Origin of the sequence: Pantoea rwandensis, assembly GCF_000759475.1 — a bacterium.
Classification (GTDB): Bacteria; Pseudomonadota; Gammaproteobacteria; order Enterobacterales; family Enterobacteriaceae; genus Pantoea; species Pantoea rwandensis_B.
Window position 1 is genome coordinate 1,074,032 of the sequence record NZ_CP009454.1, and the last position, 14,740, is coordinate 1,088,771.

19 protein-coding genes are annotated in these 14,740 nt (G+C 48.5%); 15 read left to right on the plus strand and 4 right to left on the minus strand.

Annotated elements, in window-relative coordinates; translation table 11 throughout:
• Positions 1-187: 187 nt before the first annotated feature.
• Entirely contained in the window at positions 188-802 is a 615-nt protein-coding gene (locus LH22_RS04965) for a Fic/DOC family protein (protein WP_038644566.1), read from the plus strand.
• Positions 803-1,301: 499 nt separating this feature from the next.
• On the opposite strand, the gene LH22_RS04970 is transcribed toward LH22_RS04965, so the two are convergent.
• The gene (locus LH22_RS04970; RefSeq protein ID WP_038644567.1) at positions 1,302-2,339 is read right to left on the minus strand and encodes a phage integrase; all 1,038 of its coding nucleotides are present in this window, start codon (positions 2,337-2,339) and stop codon (positions 1,302-1,304) included.
• Positions 2,339-2,929, minus strand: coding sequence for a phage repressor protein CI (locus LH22_RS04975; RefSeq protein ID WP_038644569.1), 591 nt, complete (start codon positions 2,927-2,929; stop codon positions 2,339-2,341). The genes LH22_RS04970 and LH22_RS04975 overlap by 1 nt, the downstream gene beginning before the upstream one ends.
• Before the next feature lie 128 nt (positions 2,930-3,057).
• Between LH22_RS04975 and LH22_RS04980 the strand changes: the two genes are divergently transcribed.
• The 14 genes from LH22_RS04980 (at position 3,058) to LH22_RS05040 (ending at position 11,474) form a co-directional block, all read left to right on the plus strand.
• On the plus strand, positions 3,058-3,321 hold the full coding sequence (locus LH22_RS04980; protein ID WP_038644571.1) for a hypothetical protein: 264 nt from the start codon (positions 3,058-3,060) through the stop codon (positions 3,319-3,321).
• Between the two features lie 31 nt (positions 3,322-3,352).
• Positions 3,353-3,862, plus strand: a complete 510-nt coding sequence (locus LH22_RS04985) for a phage regulatory CII family protein (protein WP_038644572.1) — start codon at positions 3,353-3,355, stop codon at positions 3,860-3,862.
• Between the two features lie 10 nt (positions 3,863-3,872).
• Entirely contained in the window at positions 3,873-4,049 is a 177-nt protein-coding gene (locus LH22_RS20035) for a phage filamentation protein Fil family protein (protein WP_071845585.1), read from the plus strand.
• Positions 4,013-4,351 (plus strand): DUF5347 family protein, encoded by a 339-nt coding sequence (locus tag LH22_RS04990; RefSeq protein WP_038644573.1) that lies wholly within the window; start codon positions 4,013-4,015, stop codon positions 4,349-4,351. The genes LH22_RS20035 and LH22_RS04990 overlap by 37 nt, the downstream gene beginning before the upstream one ends.
• A gap of 69 nt (positions 4,352-4,420) precedes the next feature.
• Positions 4,421-4,651 carry a DUF2732 family protein gene (locus LH22_RS04995; protein WP_038644575.1) on the plus strand — a complete coding sequence of 77 codons (231 nt, stop codon included), beginning with the start codon at positions 4,421-4,423 and terminating at the stop codon, positions 4,649-4,651.
• Positions 4,651-4,878 carry a TraR/DksA family transcriptional regulator gene (locus tag LH22_RS05000; protein ID WP_038644577.1) on the plus strand — a complete coding sequence of 76 codons (228 nt, stop codon included), beginning with the start codon at positions 4,651-4,653 and terminating at the stop codon, positions 4,876-4,878. The genes LH22_RS04995 and LH22_RS05000 overlap by 1 nt, the downstream gene beginning before the upstream one ends.
• Positions 4,875-5,738 (plus strand): DNA adenine methylase, encoded by an 864-nt coding sequence (locus tag LH22_RS05005; protein ID WP_038644580.1) that lies wholly within the window; start codon positions 4,875-4,877, stop codon positions 5,736-5,738. The genes LH22_RS05000 and LH22_RS05005 overlap by 4 nt, the downstream gene beginning before the upstream one ends.
• Positions 5,735-6,487: a hypothetical protein gene (locus LH22_RS05010; RefSeq protein WP_038644582.1), complete on the plus strand. Its 753-nt coding sequence runs from the start codon at positions 5,735-5,737 to the stop codon at positions 6,485-6,487. The genes LH22_RS05005 and LH22_RS05010 overlap by 4 nt, the downstream gene beginning before the upstream one ends.
• On the plus strand, positions 6,484-8,748 hold the full coding sequence (locus LH22_RS05015) for a replication endonuclease (RefSeq protein ID WP_038644584.1): 2,265 nt from the start codon (positions 6,484-6,486) through the stop codon (positions 8,746-8,748). Before LH22_RS05010 ends, LH22_RS05015 begins: the two co-directional genes overlap by 4 nt.
• 201 nt (positions 8,749-8,949) lie before the next feature.
• Positions 8,950-9,141: a hypothetical protein gene (locus tag LH22_RS20505; protein WP_071845586.1), complete on the plus strand. Its 192-nt coding sequence runs from the start codon at positions 8,950-8,952 to the stop codon at positions 9,139-9,141.
• Between the two features lie 17 nt (positions 9,142-9,158).
• Entirely contained in the window at positions 9,159-9,392 is a 234-nt protein-coding gene (locus LH22_RS20510; protein ID WP_038644586.1) for a DinI-like family protein, read from the plus strand.
• A 468-nt stretch (positions 9,393-9,860) separates the two neighbouring features.
• Positions 9,861-10,721, plus strand: a complete 861-nt coding sequence (locus LH22_RS05030) for a hypothetical protein (protein ID WP_038644590.1) — start codon at positions 9,861-9,863, stop codon at positions 10,719-10,721.
• Positions 10,722-10,759: 38 nt separating this feature from the next.
• Positions 10,760-11,017 (plus strand): hypothetical protein, encoded by a 258-nt coding sequence (locus LH22_RS05035; protein ID WP_038644593.1) that lies wholly within the window; start codon positions 10,760-10,762, stop codon positions 11,015-11,017.
• A complete protein-coding gene (locus LH22_RS05040; RefSeq protein WP_052059351.1) occupies positions 11,010-11,474 on the plus strand; it encodes a hypothetical protein in 465 nt (154 codons plus the stop codon). The genes LH22_RS05035 and LH22_RS05040 overlap by 8 nt, the downstream gene beginning before the upstream one ends.
• A gap of 420 nt (positions 11,475-11,894) precedes the next feature.
• On the opposite strand, the gene LH22_RS05050 is transcribed toward LH22_RS05040, so the two are convergent.
• Both LH22_RS05050 and LH22_RS05055 read right to left on the minus strand, forming a co-directional pair.
• Positions 11,895-12,941 carry a phage portal protein gene (locus LH22_RS05050; RefSeq protein WP_038644596.1) on the minus strand — a complete coding sequence of 349 codons (1,047 nt, stop codon included), beginning with the start codon at positions 12,939-12,941 and terminating at the stop codon, positions 11,895-11,897.
• A complete protein-coding gene (locus tag LH22_RS05055; RefSeq protein WP_038644598.1) occupies positions 12,941-14,704 on the minus strand; it encodes a terminase ATPase subunit family protein in 1,764 nt (587 codons plus the stop codon). Before LH22_RS05055 ends, LH22_RS05050 begins: the two co-directional genes overlap by 1 nt.
• Positions 14,705-14,740: the final 36 nt, after the last annotated feature.

The window sequence follows — 14,740 nt, forward strand, 5'->3', positions numbered from 1 at the left end:
TTTAGCAATTGAATCATTCGTAATGAGATTCCTACAAAAAATACAGAGCCCCCTTTGCGTCTTCGGATTGTTGTGAGTCATTAATATGCATTATATTTTCCTCATGTCAAATGTATTGCGAGTTATTGCACACTTGAATTTAAATAGGTCGATGAACAATGCATGTGTTTTTGATTGAGGGAAAAGGTTGTCTAAATATCATCTAAACTCTGCGGAGACAATATATCAACCCGAGTCTTCAGGAAAAGTGTTATTGAATAAGCTAGGAATTATCGATTCAGAAGAAATGGAAGCACTTGAGTCGGGGTTGCTATTAATGATGTATGAACGGCTTTTCTTAGAATCAGAACCCTTAACATCATTGAATTTCGAACACATCCAGGTTTGGCATCGTTACTGGCTGGGTAATGTGTATAAATGGGCAGGCCGATTACGTAATGTTAATCTCGTCAAAGATGGATTTAAATTTGCTGCCGCTGAACGTATACCTCACCTGATTAGTGATTTTGAAAAACGTTATCTAAGTCGCTTTGAAAAACTTAAAGTCTTGAGTCGTTTAGAGCTAACTTGTTATCTGGCAGAATGCCATGTGGAGTTTATCTTGATTCATCCATTCAGGGAGGGAAACGGAAGGTTATCGCGTCTGCTATTTGATGCATTATCTGTTCAGGCTGGAACTGGATTGCTGGACTATAGCTTGTGGGACGAGCATCGAACATTTTATTTCAAGGCTATTCAGGCTGGGGCATCAGGTAACATTCAACCTATGCTGCTGCTGATAAACGATATTTTGCCGTGCTAACAAGATAAACCGATAGTTTTTGCTTTCAATTGATACTGCTTGAGATTTTGCTCAATTTTTTGCACTTTTTCGCCAGTTTCAATAGCCGTCGAGCTTGCTACAGATCGATAGATTTGCTGTTTAGTAATCCTGGCGCTGGTTGCTCGATTTTGCATAGTATTTTCTCGTCGAATTTAGAGAGATTGTAGTAGGTAGGAAGAATGCTTACAAGGCCGCTATCTAACGTGGGCGTGATCTCGCTTCTTAAGCAGTTTCAGCCATAAGGGCTTAGTCGGCGTGACAATTGAAAATCTGATTTCGGGTGATGAAAAGGACGCAGCTAAAGTGATCTAAATGTCTAAAATGTTGAGTTGATATAACCTTCTGATTTTCATAACTAAATTTGGTGGCCCCTGCTGGGTTTGAACCAGCGACCAAGCGATTATGAGAAAGTTGAATAGCAACGGAAAAACAATAGTTTGCGTTTTAATACAATGACATAACATGAAAATGTTAACCTCTATTTGCCACTGTTAGCCGTCTGCGTCGCCATTTCATCGCCACTTGTAGCCAAGGGGTTTAACTTAGCTGCTTCCTCAAGATGGTCGGGAGCGAAGTGTGCATAACGCATCGTCATCTTGATATCAGTGTGCCCCAGCACTCTCTGCAAAACTAGAAGGTTTCCACCATTCATCATAAAGTGACTGGCAAAGGTGTGCCGTAAAACGTGGGTTAGTTGGCCTGCTGGCAACTCTATTTCTGTTCTGTCTAAAGCTGAACGAAACGCACCATAACAATCAGCAAATAATCTTCCAGTTTTGTTTTCTGGAATAAGTTTGTAGACCTGTTCTGTAATCGGAACGGTTCTATTTTTACGACCTTTAGTTTTGGTGAAGGTGATTTTAAATTTAGATATCTGACTTTTTTTCAATCCTTCAGCCTCAGACCACCTTGCGCCTGTTGCGAGACAAAGTTTTACTACTGTTTCGAGATCGGCGTGTTCACTGTTCCTACATTCCGCCAGTAATACATTAATCTGCTGATGATTGAGCCACGCCATTTCTGATTCTTCGGTGCGAAAAGGCCTGACGTTCTTCAGGGGATTCTCACCCTTCCATTCACCCAGCCTGCTCATTTCATTAAACACTGCACGAAAATAAGCGAGTTCAAGATTCAAGGTTCGCGGGGATACTTCTTTAACGCGGTTAGAGCGCGCGAAGTCACCTTTTAATCTGCGTTCGCGATATCGAGAAAACATCTGAGCATCAAAATCGCGAGCAAGTGGTTCGCCCATGCACTCATGTGCATGCCGCATTGCAAGTTGGCGTTTCTCTCCATCTTTAAGTGTGATGCCATGAGCGCCGTACCAGGCAGAAACCAAATCATTGAGCGTCCGCCTATCCTCTTTTTCTTCTTGCCAAGGCAATTGCACTGCATGCTGCTCGAAAGCTAAGGCTTCACCTTTGGTGGCGAATTTCTTGCGGGTGCGTTTGCCTCCGGCACCGTTTGGGTAAATTTCGCAGAGCCAGCCACCAGTGGGCAGTTTACGAACAGCCATTACTTAACCTCGCGATAAATACCAACGACTCTGCCAAGCACACGTATATCTTCAAATGAACATTCAAAAGGGATTTTGCCCCCTGTGACATGAAGGCGTTTGCCAGGCAAAACCGCGATTTCTCGAATGCTAATAACCCCATCAACATCGATCAGCTTTTCACCATCTGAAACAACGCTGCTTTCCTCAATGATGAAGGCCGCGGATTCGACCATTACGCAGAACAATTTTCCATCAGGTTTGCTAAGCAAGCTTACATCAATCCCAAAAGTGCCTATTTGAGTGAGGTTAGATTCACTAATTGTGAATTTATCAAGTTCGATGACTTCACAATTATCTAGTTTCCCGACGGTTGCTTGAGCATTTGGCTTCCCATCGCCTGTCAGTATCCAGTTCAAATCAGTTCCTGTCTCGATTGAACACAATGCTGCAAAGTCAAAGGAGACATTGCCGCGCGAGTAGCGGTTTGAGAGGGAACTTGCCGCGATATCAAAGTGATTAGCTAATTGGATTTTTTGATGAAAACCATACACGGCGCAGATTCTGTCGAGGATTTTTACATTGTCTAGCTTCGATGTATCGAATTTCATTTTAATTTCCATGTTGACCACTTCGAAAAATGGTAGTAAATTTCGTCTTGTTGAAGTGCACTGATGGCAAACGTTGGCAAACACAATGCAATCAGTGTCGTTAATTGGCTAACTGGGAATCATGCTACATGGCTTCTGAAATCGCAATCATCAAAGTACCTGCACCTGTCGTAACCGCTGAGCAATTTGCAGAGTTAGAGGGTGTTTCTGTACGAACTGTCTACCGCTGGACAACTGGCGATAACCCTCAATTACCTATCGAACCTCGCAAAATCCGCAAGGGTTGCAAGAAAGCCGGTGGCCCTATCCGCATCTATTACGCGCGCTGGAAAGAAGAACAACTGCGTAAGGCTTTTGGTCATTCACGCTTCCAACTCATTATTGGCGGCTAATTCACATTAAGTGAATAGGGAGATTCCGCACATGTTTGATTTTAAGATTTCCACCCAAAGCCAGTTTGATGAAGCCTGTCGCAAGTTTGCTGCCACTCATAACCTGACCGAGTTGGCGCAGCGTGCAGAGATGAAAGTGCAGACACTGCGCAACAAGCTGAATCCTGATCAGGTGCACAAACTGACGGTTGAAGAAATGCTGCTGCTTACCGACCTGACAGAAGACGCAACACTGGTTGATGGCATGCTGGCGCAGTTGCAGTGCCTGCCGTGTGTACCAGTAAACGAAATGGCTAAAGACAAGTATTCGGCTTATGTCCTGAAAGCCACCGCTGAAGTGGGGGTGCTGGCAGCAAGCGCATTTGGTTCTGGCAAGGTAACTGCTAATTGCCGTCGCGGGATCGTTGAAGCGGCTAATACCGGTATTCGTTGCATGATGCTGGCAGCGCTGGCAGTACAGACACGTATCCATTCCAACCCGACTTTAGCCTCAACCGTGGATGCAATTAGCGGGCTGGGTGCTTCTATCGGCATGAGTTGAGGGCGGCGTAATGATCTCATTAGCAGCACGCCTGAAGAAGCAAAGCCCGTCAATGTCCTACGGAAACGGCTGGATTATGGGTGAGAAAGGCAAGCCATGGCATCCGGTAATGTGCAGCCAGGGCAAAGAAGTAAAGCAGAGAGGTAAATCATGGCTATCGAAGGTAATGCAATGCTGGGCGAGCTGACAGCAGGCCAGCGGGTTTCAGCTTTAAATCACCTTTCCGCAATTCGCTCTCAGTTTGGCGGTAATAGTGAAAAAGAGTTGTCGCGGTTCTTTTCTGATATGCGCGATGTAAGAGACGGAAATTATCAGGAAAACAAACGAGCTCTAAGTGCGATTCTTTTTTTAGCGAACATCGGTAAAGACAGACACGATGTTGATTTTAGTGAACTGACTACTGATGAAAAAGCGACGCTTATTCGTGCAATGAATCAATTAAAAGCAGTCGTGAGTTTATTTCCAAAAAGATTGGCTCTGTCTAATTAATTAACCCCAAGCAAATAAATGGCGTAAACCCGCCGGGCATTCTTTTGCCCAAATTCTGGAGAAAGAGATATGCGAAATATTGAAACCCGTAAGTTCGAAGCCGAGGTGGAGCAGCTTTCCACGATCATCACACAGGCCCGCACAGAAGAACGCGTAGAGCGTGGCCTGCAGGTGGCTCGCCGTTTAACTGATCTGGCTATGCGCATTCAGCAGAAAGGTCTGAACAGCGTAGAAGCTGCTGAGTTGCTTCGTCAGGAAGCTGAACGTTTTGAGAACGAAGCGCGTGAGGCGGTGCACTAATGGCTGACTCAATGGACTTGGTACAGCAGCGAGTTGAAGAAGAGCTGGCGCGCAATTTGGCGAACGCAAAACAGCACCCTGTCGGTGCGAGTGAGTTTTTCTGCCTGTCATGTGACGCCGAAATTCCTGAAGCCCGTCGCCGTGCGCTGCCGGGCGTCCAGCTTTGTGTGACCTGTAAGTCAATCGGCGAACTCAAGAGCGCCCATTATTCAGGGGGTGCAGTATGAGCACCATTCTGAAATGGGCTGGAAGCAAGGCGGGCATTATGCCCGCTCTTTCCGTTCATCTGCCGCAAGGTAAGCGTCTGGTTGAACCTTTCGCGGGTTCATGCGCAGTAATGATGAATACGGATTATCCTCAGTATTTAATCGCTGATATTAATCCCGATCTTATTAATCTTTATCGTCAGGTTAAAGAGCATACACGCCCGTTTATTGTTATGGCGGCGCAGATGTTTAACCAGAACGCGAACTTTGAGGATTATTACCGCATCCGTGGAGAGTTTAATCTTTGTCTTTCACTGACGCTTTTGCAGCGTGCCGTTTATTTCCTGTACCTGAATCGTCACGGATATCGCGGCCTCTGTCGTTATAACCAGAAAGGCGGATTTAATACCCCGTTCGCCAAAAACGACACCGCATATTTTCCACTGGCTGAAATTGAAGCGTTTGCCGAAAAAGCACAGCGCGCGACTTTCATCTGTGCTGACTTCAAAGAAACCCTGCAGATGGTTGAAGGCGGGGATGTTGTTTATTGCGATCCGCCATATGACGGCACATTCAGTCAGTATTTCGGTGATGGGTTTGGCAAAGAGCAGCATAGCCAACTTGCCTCAATGTTAGCCGGTATTGCTGATACGAATGCGGTGGTTTGTTCAAACAGCGATAACGAGTTCACCCGCCAGCTATACAGCCGGTTCAACACATCTTCAGTGACAGCCCCTCGCAGCATTGGCAGCAAAGCCGGTGATGCAAAGCGCGGTGCGGAAATTATCGCAGTGCTCAAACCGCAGAATGAATTTGCTGTGATTGGCTGGGATATGGCGTCCGGGCCAGACATCTCTGTTGAAGCAGGGGTGCCGCAATGATTCATTTCCACGGTGGGCCTATCACGCCAGAGACATGCGCACTGAAAGCATGGAAAGGCAGGCACGCGTTTATCAGTTTTGCCAACCCAGGTCAGCTTTTGCTGGCCTCTGAGGTTTGCCAGAGTTTTGCGCTGGATAATGGCGCGTTCAGTTTCTGGACTAAAAAGCGCGCCGTGAATTGGGGTAGCTATTACGACTTTGTGGCTCGCTGGTCGAATCACCCTCGATTTGCATTTGCCATTATTCCCGACGTGATTGGCGGAAGTGGTGAAGAAAACGACGCGCTGATAGCTGAATGGCCCCACGGGAAAGTAACCGGGGTTCCCGTGTGGCATATGAACGAATCAGACGATCGTTTTATTCGTCTGTGCAACGAGTTTCCACGCGTGGCGCTGGGATCTATGGGTGAGTATGACGCCAGTAGGCCAAAGCAGTGTGCTGCACGTTTGCGTGATCTTATCCGTCATGTTGTCGATGAAAATGGATATCCGATCACGAAGTTGCACGGGCTTCGTATGCTTAACAAAGACCTGTTCAAGCGTGTGCCGCTCTCATCGGCAGACAGCACCAACGTTGCTCGAAATATCGGAATAGACAAAGCCTGGAACAAAAGCGCGTATGCGCCTGCGAGTAAAGAGACCAGAGCTGCTGTGCTGGTTGAGCGCATTGAATATATGAACAGCGCCAGTTCACTCAATTATGACGCTGAGCGTGATCTGTTTATGCCGCAGTTGGCCTTCGAAATATGATGGAGTCTGTAATCCTGTCAGATTGGGCGTACGACTGGAATAAACCTAAAAGCGCCATCGCCAGCCCATATCCTACTTACGAGGAAATGCACAGCCGCAACCAGATGATTGCGGCTTTAGTGCACGCACAGGAGCTACTTGAAAAGCAGCCAACACTGGTGCAACTCGACGTTAAGCGTCGTATTAGTGATCTGGAAAAAACACAGGGTACAGCCCGTGCCAATGCGTACTTTACGAAGACTTTCGTAGAGCGCACATTGCCACGTGTTGAGGTAGTCAGCGCTCAGTATCGCCTCGGTGATATGAGTGCCGGCACAATCAATATTTTCACTGATAACGCACCGCAAAACACCGGAGCTGCCAGACCTGTAGGTGCTCTGTGGGAGTTAATGCGCCGCTTTAATCGCCTGCCAGATATGGCAAGAGCGGATGTTGATTTGCTGGCTGGCGATGTTGCAAATTTCATCCTGGCTGAACTGGTGCAGGCGCATCATCAGGCCAGCGATGAGTCAGATTATAAGTACACACACCGCGTTTATATGACCGCTGCTGCTATCACGCGGGAGCTGAACCAGACTCCGCCGTTGTGGGAAAAAGTTACATCGCGCCTGTTTGACCCGGAAGAAGTTACCCCGGCAATCATGCGCATGCAGACGGAAAAATGGTGGAAAGGCAGACTGCGCCGCGTAGCAGCTTCATGGCGTGAACATCTTCAGATTGCGCTGGCGAATGTCAGTAAAAAGCACACCCCTTACGCCAGCAATATGACCGTTGCTGAATGGCGCGAGCAAAAGCGCCGCACGCGCGAGTTTCTGAAGTCGCTGGAGTTGGAAGACGAAGAAGGCAACCGTATCAGCCTGATCGATAAATACGACGGCAGCGTGGCTAATCCGGCGATCCGTCGTTGCGAACTGATGACCCGCATCCGTGGATTTGAAAACATCTGCATCGAGATGGGCTTTGTGGGTGAGTTTTATACCCTGACGGCGCCAGCCCGCTATCACGCCACTATCAAATCAGGCCACCGTAACCGTAAGTGGAACGGCTCAAGTCCCTCAGACACGCAGCGCTATCTCTGCACGGTATGGCAAAAAATCCGCGCCAAACTGCATCGCGAAGATATCCGTATTTTCGGCATCCGCGTTGCTGAGCCGCATCATGACGGCACTCCGCACTGGCACATGTTGATGTTCATGCTTCCTGAGAATGTGGATCAGGTGCGCCAGATAATCCGCGATTACGCATACCACGAAGACAGCGGCGAGCTGACTACTTATAAAGCCCGTAAAGCCCGCTTTCACGCTGAAGCTATTGATCCAGAAAAAGGTAGTGCTACCGGCTACGTGGCGAAATACATTTCCAAAAACATTGATGGCTATGCGCTCGATGGTGAGCTGGATGATGAAAGCGGTAAAGATCTGAAAGAGACTGCGCCTGCGGTTTCCGCATGGGCCGCTCGCTGGCACATCCGTCAGTTCCAGTTTGTCGGTGGTGCACCTGTCACCGTATATCGCGAGTTGCGCCGCATGGCAGACAGCGAAACAGCCCACGGTCTGAGCGTTGAGTTTGCTGCTGCGCATGATGCTGCCGACGCTGGTGATTGGGCCGGATACGTTAACGCGCAGGGTGGGCCGTTTGTCCGTCGTGATGATCTGGCGGTTCGCACCTGGTATCAGGCCAGTGATGAAGTAAACGAATACGGCGAAGAAACAGTACGTATTAAGGGTGTATTTGCCACTGAAGTTGGTGAAGACACGCCAATCCTAACCCGTCTGGCACAGTGGAAGATCGTTCCGAAGCGTGCCGTTGCTTTTGATTTTGACCTTCAGGACGCGCCCGCGTCCTCTTGGAGTTCTGTCAATAACTGTACGGGAGGTTTGAGATCTGAGGATTCAAACCCACCTGAAAGCTTCGAAAAAATTGAGCTTGATGGCTTGAGTAAGAAAGAACGGCGCCAGCTTCTTGCCCGGATAAGGGCAGAGCAACCCAAAAAGCGGCATAAGAAACTGCGGCGATCAGACAAAATTGAGGCAGCTTGCGACAACGTTATAAGCCAGGTGAGAGATTTATGCGGTGAAACGATTAGTCGCGGGCTGGCTGTGCGCCTAATTGGTGGTACACAGACAGAGATTGCAGGCCGGATGTTCTACAGCTCGGCCTATGGCGATCTATTCCGACCAAAAATTGAGCGCAAAACTATCGGCGTATTAGAACGATTTAACCGATTGGCAGAGCAAGTTAGAGCAAAAAACGCTCAGTAATCGACCAAGGTTAGCATAAACAGGGCAACTTATAGCTAAACCACTGTGGTTATGCAGTTTATTTGCCGCAGTGGTTATGATGAAAAAAGGTGTTTCATATCATGCAGATAAAAACATGTTTCTGCTGCAACATTTTTCTTTCGATAACTTCATTTGCTATGATACTGTATAGATGTACAGTTATTTCGATGGGGAGGGCGCGTGGATAACGAATTACAAGAGCGGGTTATGCTTGAGCGGGTTGAGTTGATAGCAAGGCTAACTACAGAAGGGATCTGCAAGGAAAGAGATAGGGAAATAGCACTCAGCTTGATAGCTGAGATTGCAAGCAACACCGCGATGGCAAACAAACAATTTTCGGTCGTATTTTCGGCTGTTCCTCTTGATAAATAATCCTATAGGTTACTGCGATGCGCGTTGAAATCATGCTCGATAAGAATCAAAAAATAAGCCAGTCGGTGATGGGTGCTTTTCATGAAGAAGTCAGCAAGCGGGTTTGCGCGCTGTTTCCCGAAACCATCGTGCAGATTCGCCAGGGCAGTTATACAAAAATTGAGATGCTTGGCGCTAGTCTGGATGAAGATAAGCGCCGTCTAAATGATCTGCTGCAGAATGTCTTTGAAGATGGCAGTTGGCTGCATTGATAACTGCGCGAATGACAAAATATTGATTTTGGCGGCAACGCGTTTGAACAACTAGCATTGCGAGGCGTTAACAAATGGCGGGAAGCGACGCAAATTACCAGATAGTTTATAGGGGTGATAGCTTAGAATGCTTCCATCTCGGCGGCTGGGTTTTCTTCCAGCGTTCTAAGGAGGCTGGCGGAGGATTCTGGCTAGGCAGGACTTTTGACTTTGTTTTTATGATCGAGTTACAGCACCCGGTTTCACTTCATGAGGGCATTATTTACTTGCAAAAATTGAAATTTGAGTGCTCCCTTCTCCATTAGGCTTACATGACCTTTAAATTAGCATGCTTGCACAAAGTACTAAAAATTTGCGCCGGCTATCATGTTTTATGAGTTTTTTCTTATTTACATGATAATAAACACAGTAGATTCGCTAACTTAATGTATGTAAAATCGGCGCATTTTCATTCCAAGGAAGCTCACCATGTCGACCGAAACTCAGTCAGTAACAATCATTTATGAAGGCGAAGCATTAGATAACCACAAAATGAACATTATCGCTTTCGCTGAAAGTCTTAAGGGTTTAGGTGAAGCGATTTACATTGCCGACAGCTTGATTAATGGTGAAGGTGGCATTGAAGTAAACATTGATGCGGATTTAATCGCAGGATCTTTTGGTTTTGAAATTGAAGTAAAACAAAAGCTCAGGAATGCTAAAGACATCCTGCAGCTGTTGGGCCTATCTGCAGGAAAAGCGCTTATCGGCACTGATAACGTAATCGAAATTTTAAGAAGACTAAATGGCAGGAAAATCGACATAGTTGAAACGGGTGAGCCTGGAGGTGAAGTAAAACTTTGGGTTGATGGAGAAGAAATTACTTGTTCTGCTGATGTAGAAAAAATAGTCAACTCTCCTGAAATCAGGAAGGCAGTAGACTCATTTATTAGGCAACCTCTTTTGCAACAAGGTATCGACAGTTTTGGCGTCAAAAAAGAGCGCGGCGACGACGCTAAAATCCTTGAAATTCAGAAGGATGAAGCCGACGAATTTAAATCTCCTAAAGTGCTTTTTGAAGTAAGAGAAGAAGAAGATGAATTTGATACTTCTGTAACGTTCATTTCGGCTCATACTGATAAAAAGTCGGGATGGCGAGTAGAATTCCTAAATGAAAAAAGAACAGTTCGCATGGAAGATGATGAATTCATGCGTTTACTCAAAAGAGAGGATGCCCCCCATATCTTTGGCGAGCTTTTTGCGGTAAAAATGAAGAAAATTACGCGGAATTCTGGCGGCGAGATCAAAGAAACTTACGCTATCGTCAAAGTCGGCAGGCAGTTTGGTTAAGTATAACTCGTTGATATCTATAAATAATAGGAAGGTTTATGTCATATGATTTTGGCATAATTCTTAGTGTCTTGGGGCTGGCATGCGCAGTCCCAGCTTTACTCTATGCATTAAGAGTAACAATACGCATTCTCATCTCTTTCTTATGGCCTCAGCAAAATATTGAAGTGAATTACACAAATAAAGATGGTGAAAAATTCCGAAAAAAAATAAAAATTAATAAAAATGACCAAATTTTCAGAGCCTTAGATGAAATAGCAAAGAACGAGAAAGTCGGGAAAACCCATCATGGCTGATGAAGAAAAGAAAGAAGGTAACCGTGCTGTTGGGGTCTTAGGTGGGGGTGGATTGGGAACTTTCATTCTCCATTTTGCGCCCATGTTCAAAGATGAAGCTAAAAGAGAAATTTTTATAGCTGCAGTGCCTTTCATTTCTGTTTTATTAAGCGAAATATTTACATTTATTACAGCTTTGGTTTCGCTGGACGCTCAGTCAGTTAGGCTTCGAATCAGATTGAAATTTCTGAAATGGCGTCTATATTGGGGCAAAAAAAACAAGTCTGTCTCTCAAGATATCAGGGACATAGCCCAGCGTCGTTACGATGTCATAGTCGCTTTTGAGATGGGGGTCTATACCCTCGAATACCTTATCCAAATACTTGCTCAACCCCCTACAGATACCACTTTAACAACTAATCCAACGACTAATCCTGTGGTTGCACCACCACCACCGCCATCACCACCAACCACTTAGTGGGGTGCATGTAGTTACTGCATGAATTCGCATGATTCCGTAAGTAAAGTTTAGGCCCAAGCTCGCCAGTAATGGCGGGCTTTTGTTTGTATGATGCAGTTGCATGAAAAGCGACCTATGAAGCGGGCAGGCGTGGCGGGGATAGCATTGCGCGCGAGGGGTGCAAACATGTATGCGGAGGCTGAGCCAGCCACACGGAGGCGGGCGCACGGCACAGTGTCGAACGCGAGGGAGCGAAACGGCAAAACCCCGCAAAACGCGTTTGAGCGCGTCTGGCGGGGTGTATTCAGAGGGGCAAATCAGGGGTGCTTTGGCGGGGGCGACACTTTACCTGCAGGGATGGTTTTCAGACAGGGTTGAAAGCCGGGCCAGCCTTTACGATGCCTTTCACAACCGGCGCAGCGGCAACGGATTTTCATATCAACCCTGGTCAACAGTCAGCACATAAGGTGAGAACTGAATAACCTCCTGACCAATCCAGTTATTGATCTCCTTCATGCGCTCCTGCAGTGGAGTCAGCTCATTGCGGACAAATACCTGAGACGCCTTCACCGCGTCACCAAATCCGCCAGTGTTATCAGGGATGATGCCCATCATTTGCGGCGGCACGCGGTGCGCACTCAACAGATCATCCCGGCTGGCCTTCTTGATGTTAAAGAAATCGTCCTTTGTCGCGACTTCACTCAGCGGCAAAATCTTGATGCCGTCGGGCTTGCCGTTGGGCGCGTACATAAACAGGTTGCGGAAGTTGCCGATCCCTTTCGTGTCTCGCATGGCCTGACGCATGCGCTCGATATCGCTGCTGCTCTGCGCGGCGTCGGTCATATACAGGATGTAACCCGCGTGAGCGCCATTCTGGTAATACTTGCGGCGGAACAGCGTAGCCGACTCATTCAGCCAGGCGGAGTTAAGCGCGCTGAGATATTCCGGCAGGCCGTAAAGCTCCTGATTGATATCCGGTTCGATTAGGTGGAAAACCTGATCCGCTTCAAACTGGTGCGCCTCTTTCCACTCATTCACAAACCAGTAAACGCCATCCTGCACGCCACGGCGCGTGTACTTCGCCGGTGAGGTTTCCAGTCGAAGCGGCTTGCCCAGCGTATTGCGGCGCAGCTCGGCAAAGGCGTTGCCAAACACCAGATAATCCAGCGCAAATTTGCTGAACTCCTGCTGACTCATGAGCGGGTGAGGGATGAACGTAGAGGCCAGAATGTTACGTTTCACATAGAGCGGCGAACTGTGATGCACTGCCGAGCGCAGGCTTTTCGCCAGACCGTGAAAACTGACCGGCGGCTCATACCAGCGCCCGTTATGGATGCACTCGGCGTAATCCATGATGTCGCGCTTATCAAGCACGGCAGTCGGTTCACCGAAGCTGAACGCCTCGAAAGGCTGTTGGCTCTGCTGTGTGCTCTGCTCTGTCTGTGCTCTGGCGGCGAAAGCCTTGCGGCCTTTATGTTTTGTCATCAGTTAAATTCCAGGAATGAGGATGATTCGCCGCCGCTGGCAGCGGTAAGCGGTTCGTTTAAGAGGGCGTGCATGATTGCCCAGGCGACGTCAGCGTGGCTGGCCTCTTCGCTGCGGCTGGCTTCGTAGGTGGAGCGGTTGCCGCTGGCAGTCATGGTTTTGCGGATAGCCATAAATGACTGTGTGATATCCGTCTGCCCCGTGTCGTACTCAAGTCGCCCGCTGGTGATGGTGTCTTTCGCCTTCAGCACCATGGCGGTTTTCACCTCGGGCGAATATTTGATCTCACGCGCTGCCGGGAAGAACTGGCGCACCAACTGGAAAACGCCTTGCCCGATGCCGGTCGCATCAACGCCGATGTATTCCACGGTGTATTTTTCGGTGAGCTGTTTAATCGACTGCGCCTGCGCGGCGAAGTCCATACCGCGCCACTGATGACGCTCCAGCACGCGGAACTTGCCACCCTTAACCAGCGGTGGAGCAAGGACGGCACACCCGGCGCTGTCGCCGGTATGCGAGGGATCGTAACCAATCCACACCGGGCGATAATCAAAGGGGCGCAGCGCGTAGGGGTTAAAGTCGTTCCATTCCTCCAGGCTGTCGACCATGCAGGTCTTCAGCTCGGCAAATGGGAATACGCTGGCTTCGTCGTCAACAAATTCGCACATAAGCAGGTTCTGATATTCCGCCGGGCTGTATTCGAGCTGCAGCTGATCGATGTCGAACAGGTCACACCCGCCCGACAGCGCATCTTCAACCGTGACAATCTGTCGCCACTGGTTATCACCGCACAGCACGCCTTTCGCCAGGTGAGAGTGAGACAGGTCAATCTCGATACGATCATCCCGGTTGCGCCGCCCTTTGTTAAACAGCTCACCTGACCAGAACGGGTAAGCGCTGTGCGACAGGCTGGACGGCGTTGAAAAGTAGGTGGTGCGCCACTTCTTGTGCAGTGACATGCCGCTGGCGACTTTTCGCAGCTCCTGAAACTTCGGTATCCAGAAATATTCATCCAGATACAGATTGCCGGTGTAGCTCTGCGCGGTGCGAACGTTGGTACCGAGAAATATCAGGCTGGCACCGTTTGGCAGCACTATCGGATCGCCTTTAAGGTCAACATCAACCAGGCGGGCGAAATTGATAATGTAATTCTTGAAAACGTGCGCCTGCGCTTTACTTGCTGACAGGAATATCTGATTGCGGCCGGTGGTGAGCGCATCGATAAGTGCTTCACGGGCAAAGTAGAACGTCGCGCCTATCTGGCGGGATTTCAGAATGTTGCGGATACGGTGCGTCAGGCCCGCTTTGTGCCAGTTGAGCTGATAATCAAAGCTGCCGTCCATAAACAGGTCGGTAAGCTTTCCGGTCTGCTCGTCGCTGAACACGTTTTTACTCGGCGGCTGGCGCTCGCCCTTATTGCGGTTGCGCACGTTTGGGTTTAAATCGGCCTCGTTGCCGCTGCCGCGATAGCGCTCAACGCGGGCCAGTCGTTCAATCTGACGCCCGAGCGCGTCTATTTCCTTGTAATCACCATTCCCCTTGACCTCTTTCATGATGAGCTGAATCAACCGGGCTTCCATGCTGGCTTCCACGCGACTGATGGGTGCAACGCTTTCCCACTCGTCGCGCGTCTTCCAGCTCTGCACGGTTGGCGTTTTTTGTCCGAGCGTCTCCGCAATCTGGCGCACAGAAAATCCCTGCCAGTAAAGCAGCGCGGCCTGACGGCGCGGATCGGTGATGATGGTGCCGGGTGTCATGTTCATGGCGATAAGGCTACCGACGGCGAAAAACGCGCGCCT

Coding starts and splice junctions, on each gene's coding strand:
- LH22_RS20510 (WP_038644586.1), top strand. CDS start 9,159: ATGCGCGTTGAAATCATGCTCGATAAGAATCAAAAAATAAGCCAGTCG.
- LH22_RS05000 (WP_038644577.1), top strand. CDS start 4,651: ATGGCTGACTCAATGGACTTGGTACAGCAGCGAGTTGAAGAAGAGCTG.
- LH22_RS04980 (WP_038644571.1), top strand. CDS start 3,058: ATGGCTTCTGAAATCGCAATCATCAAAGTACCTGCACCTGTCGTAACC.
- LH22_RS05005 (WP_038644580.1), top strand. CDS start 4,875: ATGAGCACCATTCTGAAATGGGCTGGAAGCAAGGCGGGCATTATGCCC.
- LH22_RS04990 (WP_038644573.1), top strand. CDS start 4,013: ATGGCTATCGAAGGTAATGCAATGCTGGGCGAGCTGACAGCAGGCCAG.
- LH22_RS05015 (WP_038644584.1), top strand. CDS start 6,484: ATGATGGAGTCTGTAATCCTGTCAGATTGGGCGTACGACTGGAATAAA.
- LH22_RS04995 (WP_038644575.1), top strand. CDS start 4,421: ATGCGAAATATTGAAACCCGTAAGTTCGAAGCCGAGGTGGAGCAGCTT.
- LH22_RS04975 (WP_038644569.1), bottom strand. CDS start 2,929: ATGAAATTCGATACATCGAAGCTAGACAATGTAAAAATCCTCGACAGA.
- LH22_RS04985 (WP_038644572.1), top strand. CDS start 3,353: ATGTTTGATTTTAAGATTTCCACCCAAAGCCAGTTTGATGAAGCCTGT.
- LH22_RS20035 (WP_071845585.1), top strand. CDS start 3,873: ATGATCTCATTAGCAGCACGCCTGAAGAAGCAAAGCCCGTCAATGTCC.
- LH22_RS05055 (WP_038644598.1), bottom strand. CDS start 14,704: ATGAACATGACACCCGGCACCATCATCACCGATCCGCGCCGTCAGGCC.
- LH22_RS05050 (WP_038644596.1), bottom strand. CDS start 12,941: ATGACAAAACATAAAGGCCGCAAGGCTTTCGCCGCCAGAGCACAGACA.
- LH22_RS05040 (WP_052059351.1), top strand. CDS start 11,010: ATGGCTGATGAAGAAAAGAAAGAAGGTAACCGTGCTGTTGGGGTCTTA.
- LH22_RS05010 (WP_038644582.1), top strand. CDS start 5,735: ATGATTCATTTCCACGGTGGGCCTATCACGCCAGAGACATGCGCACTG.
- LH22_RS04970 (WP_038644567.1), bottom strand. CDS start 2,339: ATGGCTGTTCGTAAACTGCCCACTGGTGGCTGGCTCTGCGAAATTTAC.
- LH22_RS05030 (WP_038644590.1), top strand. CDS start 9,861: ATGTCGACCGAAACTCAGTCAGTAACAATCATTTATGAAGGCGAAGCA.
- LH22_RS05035 (WP_038644593.1), top strand. CDS start 10,760: ATGTCATATGATTTTGGCATAATTCTTAGTGTCTTGGGGCTGGCATGC.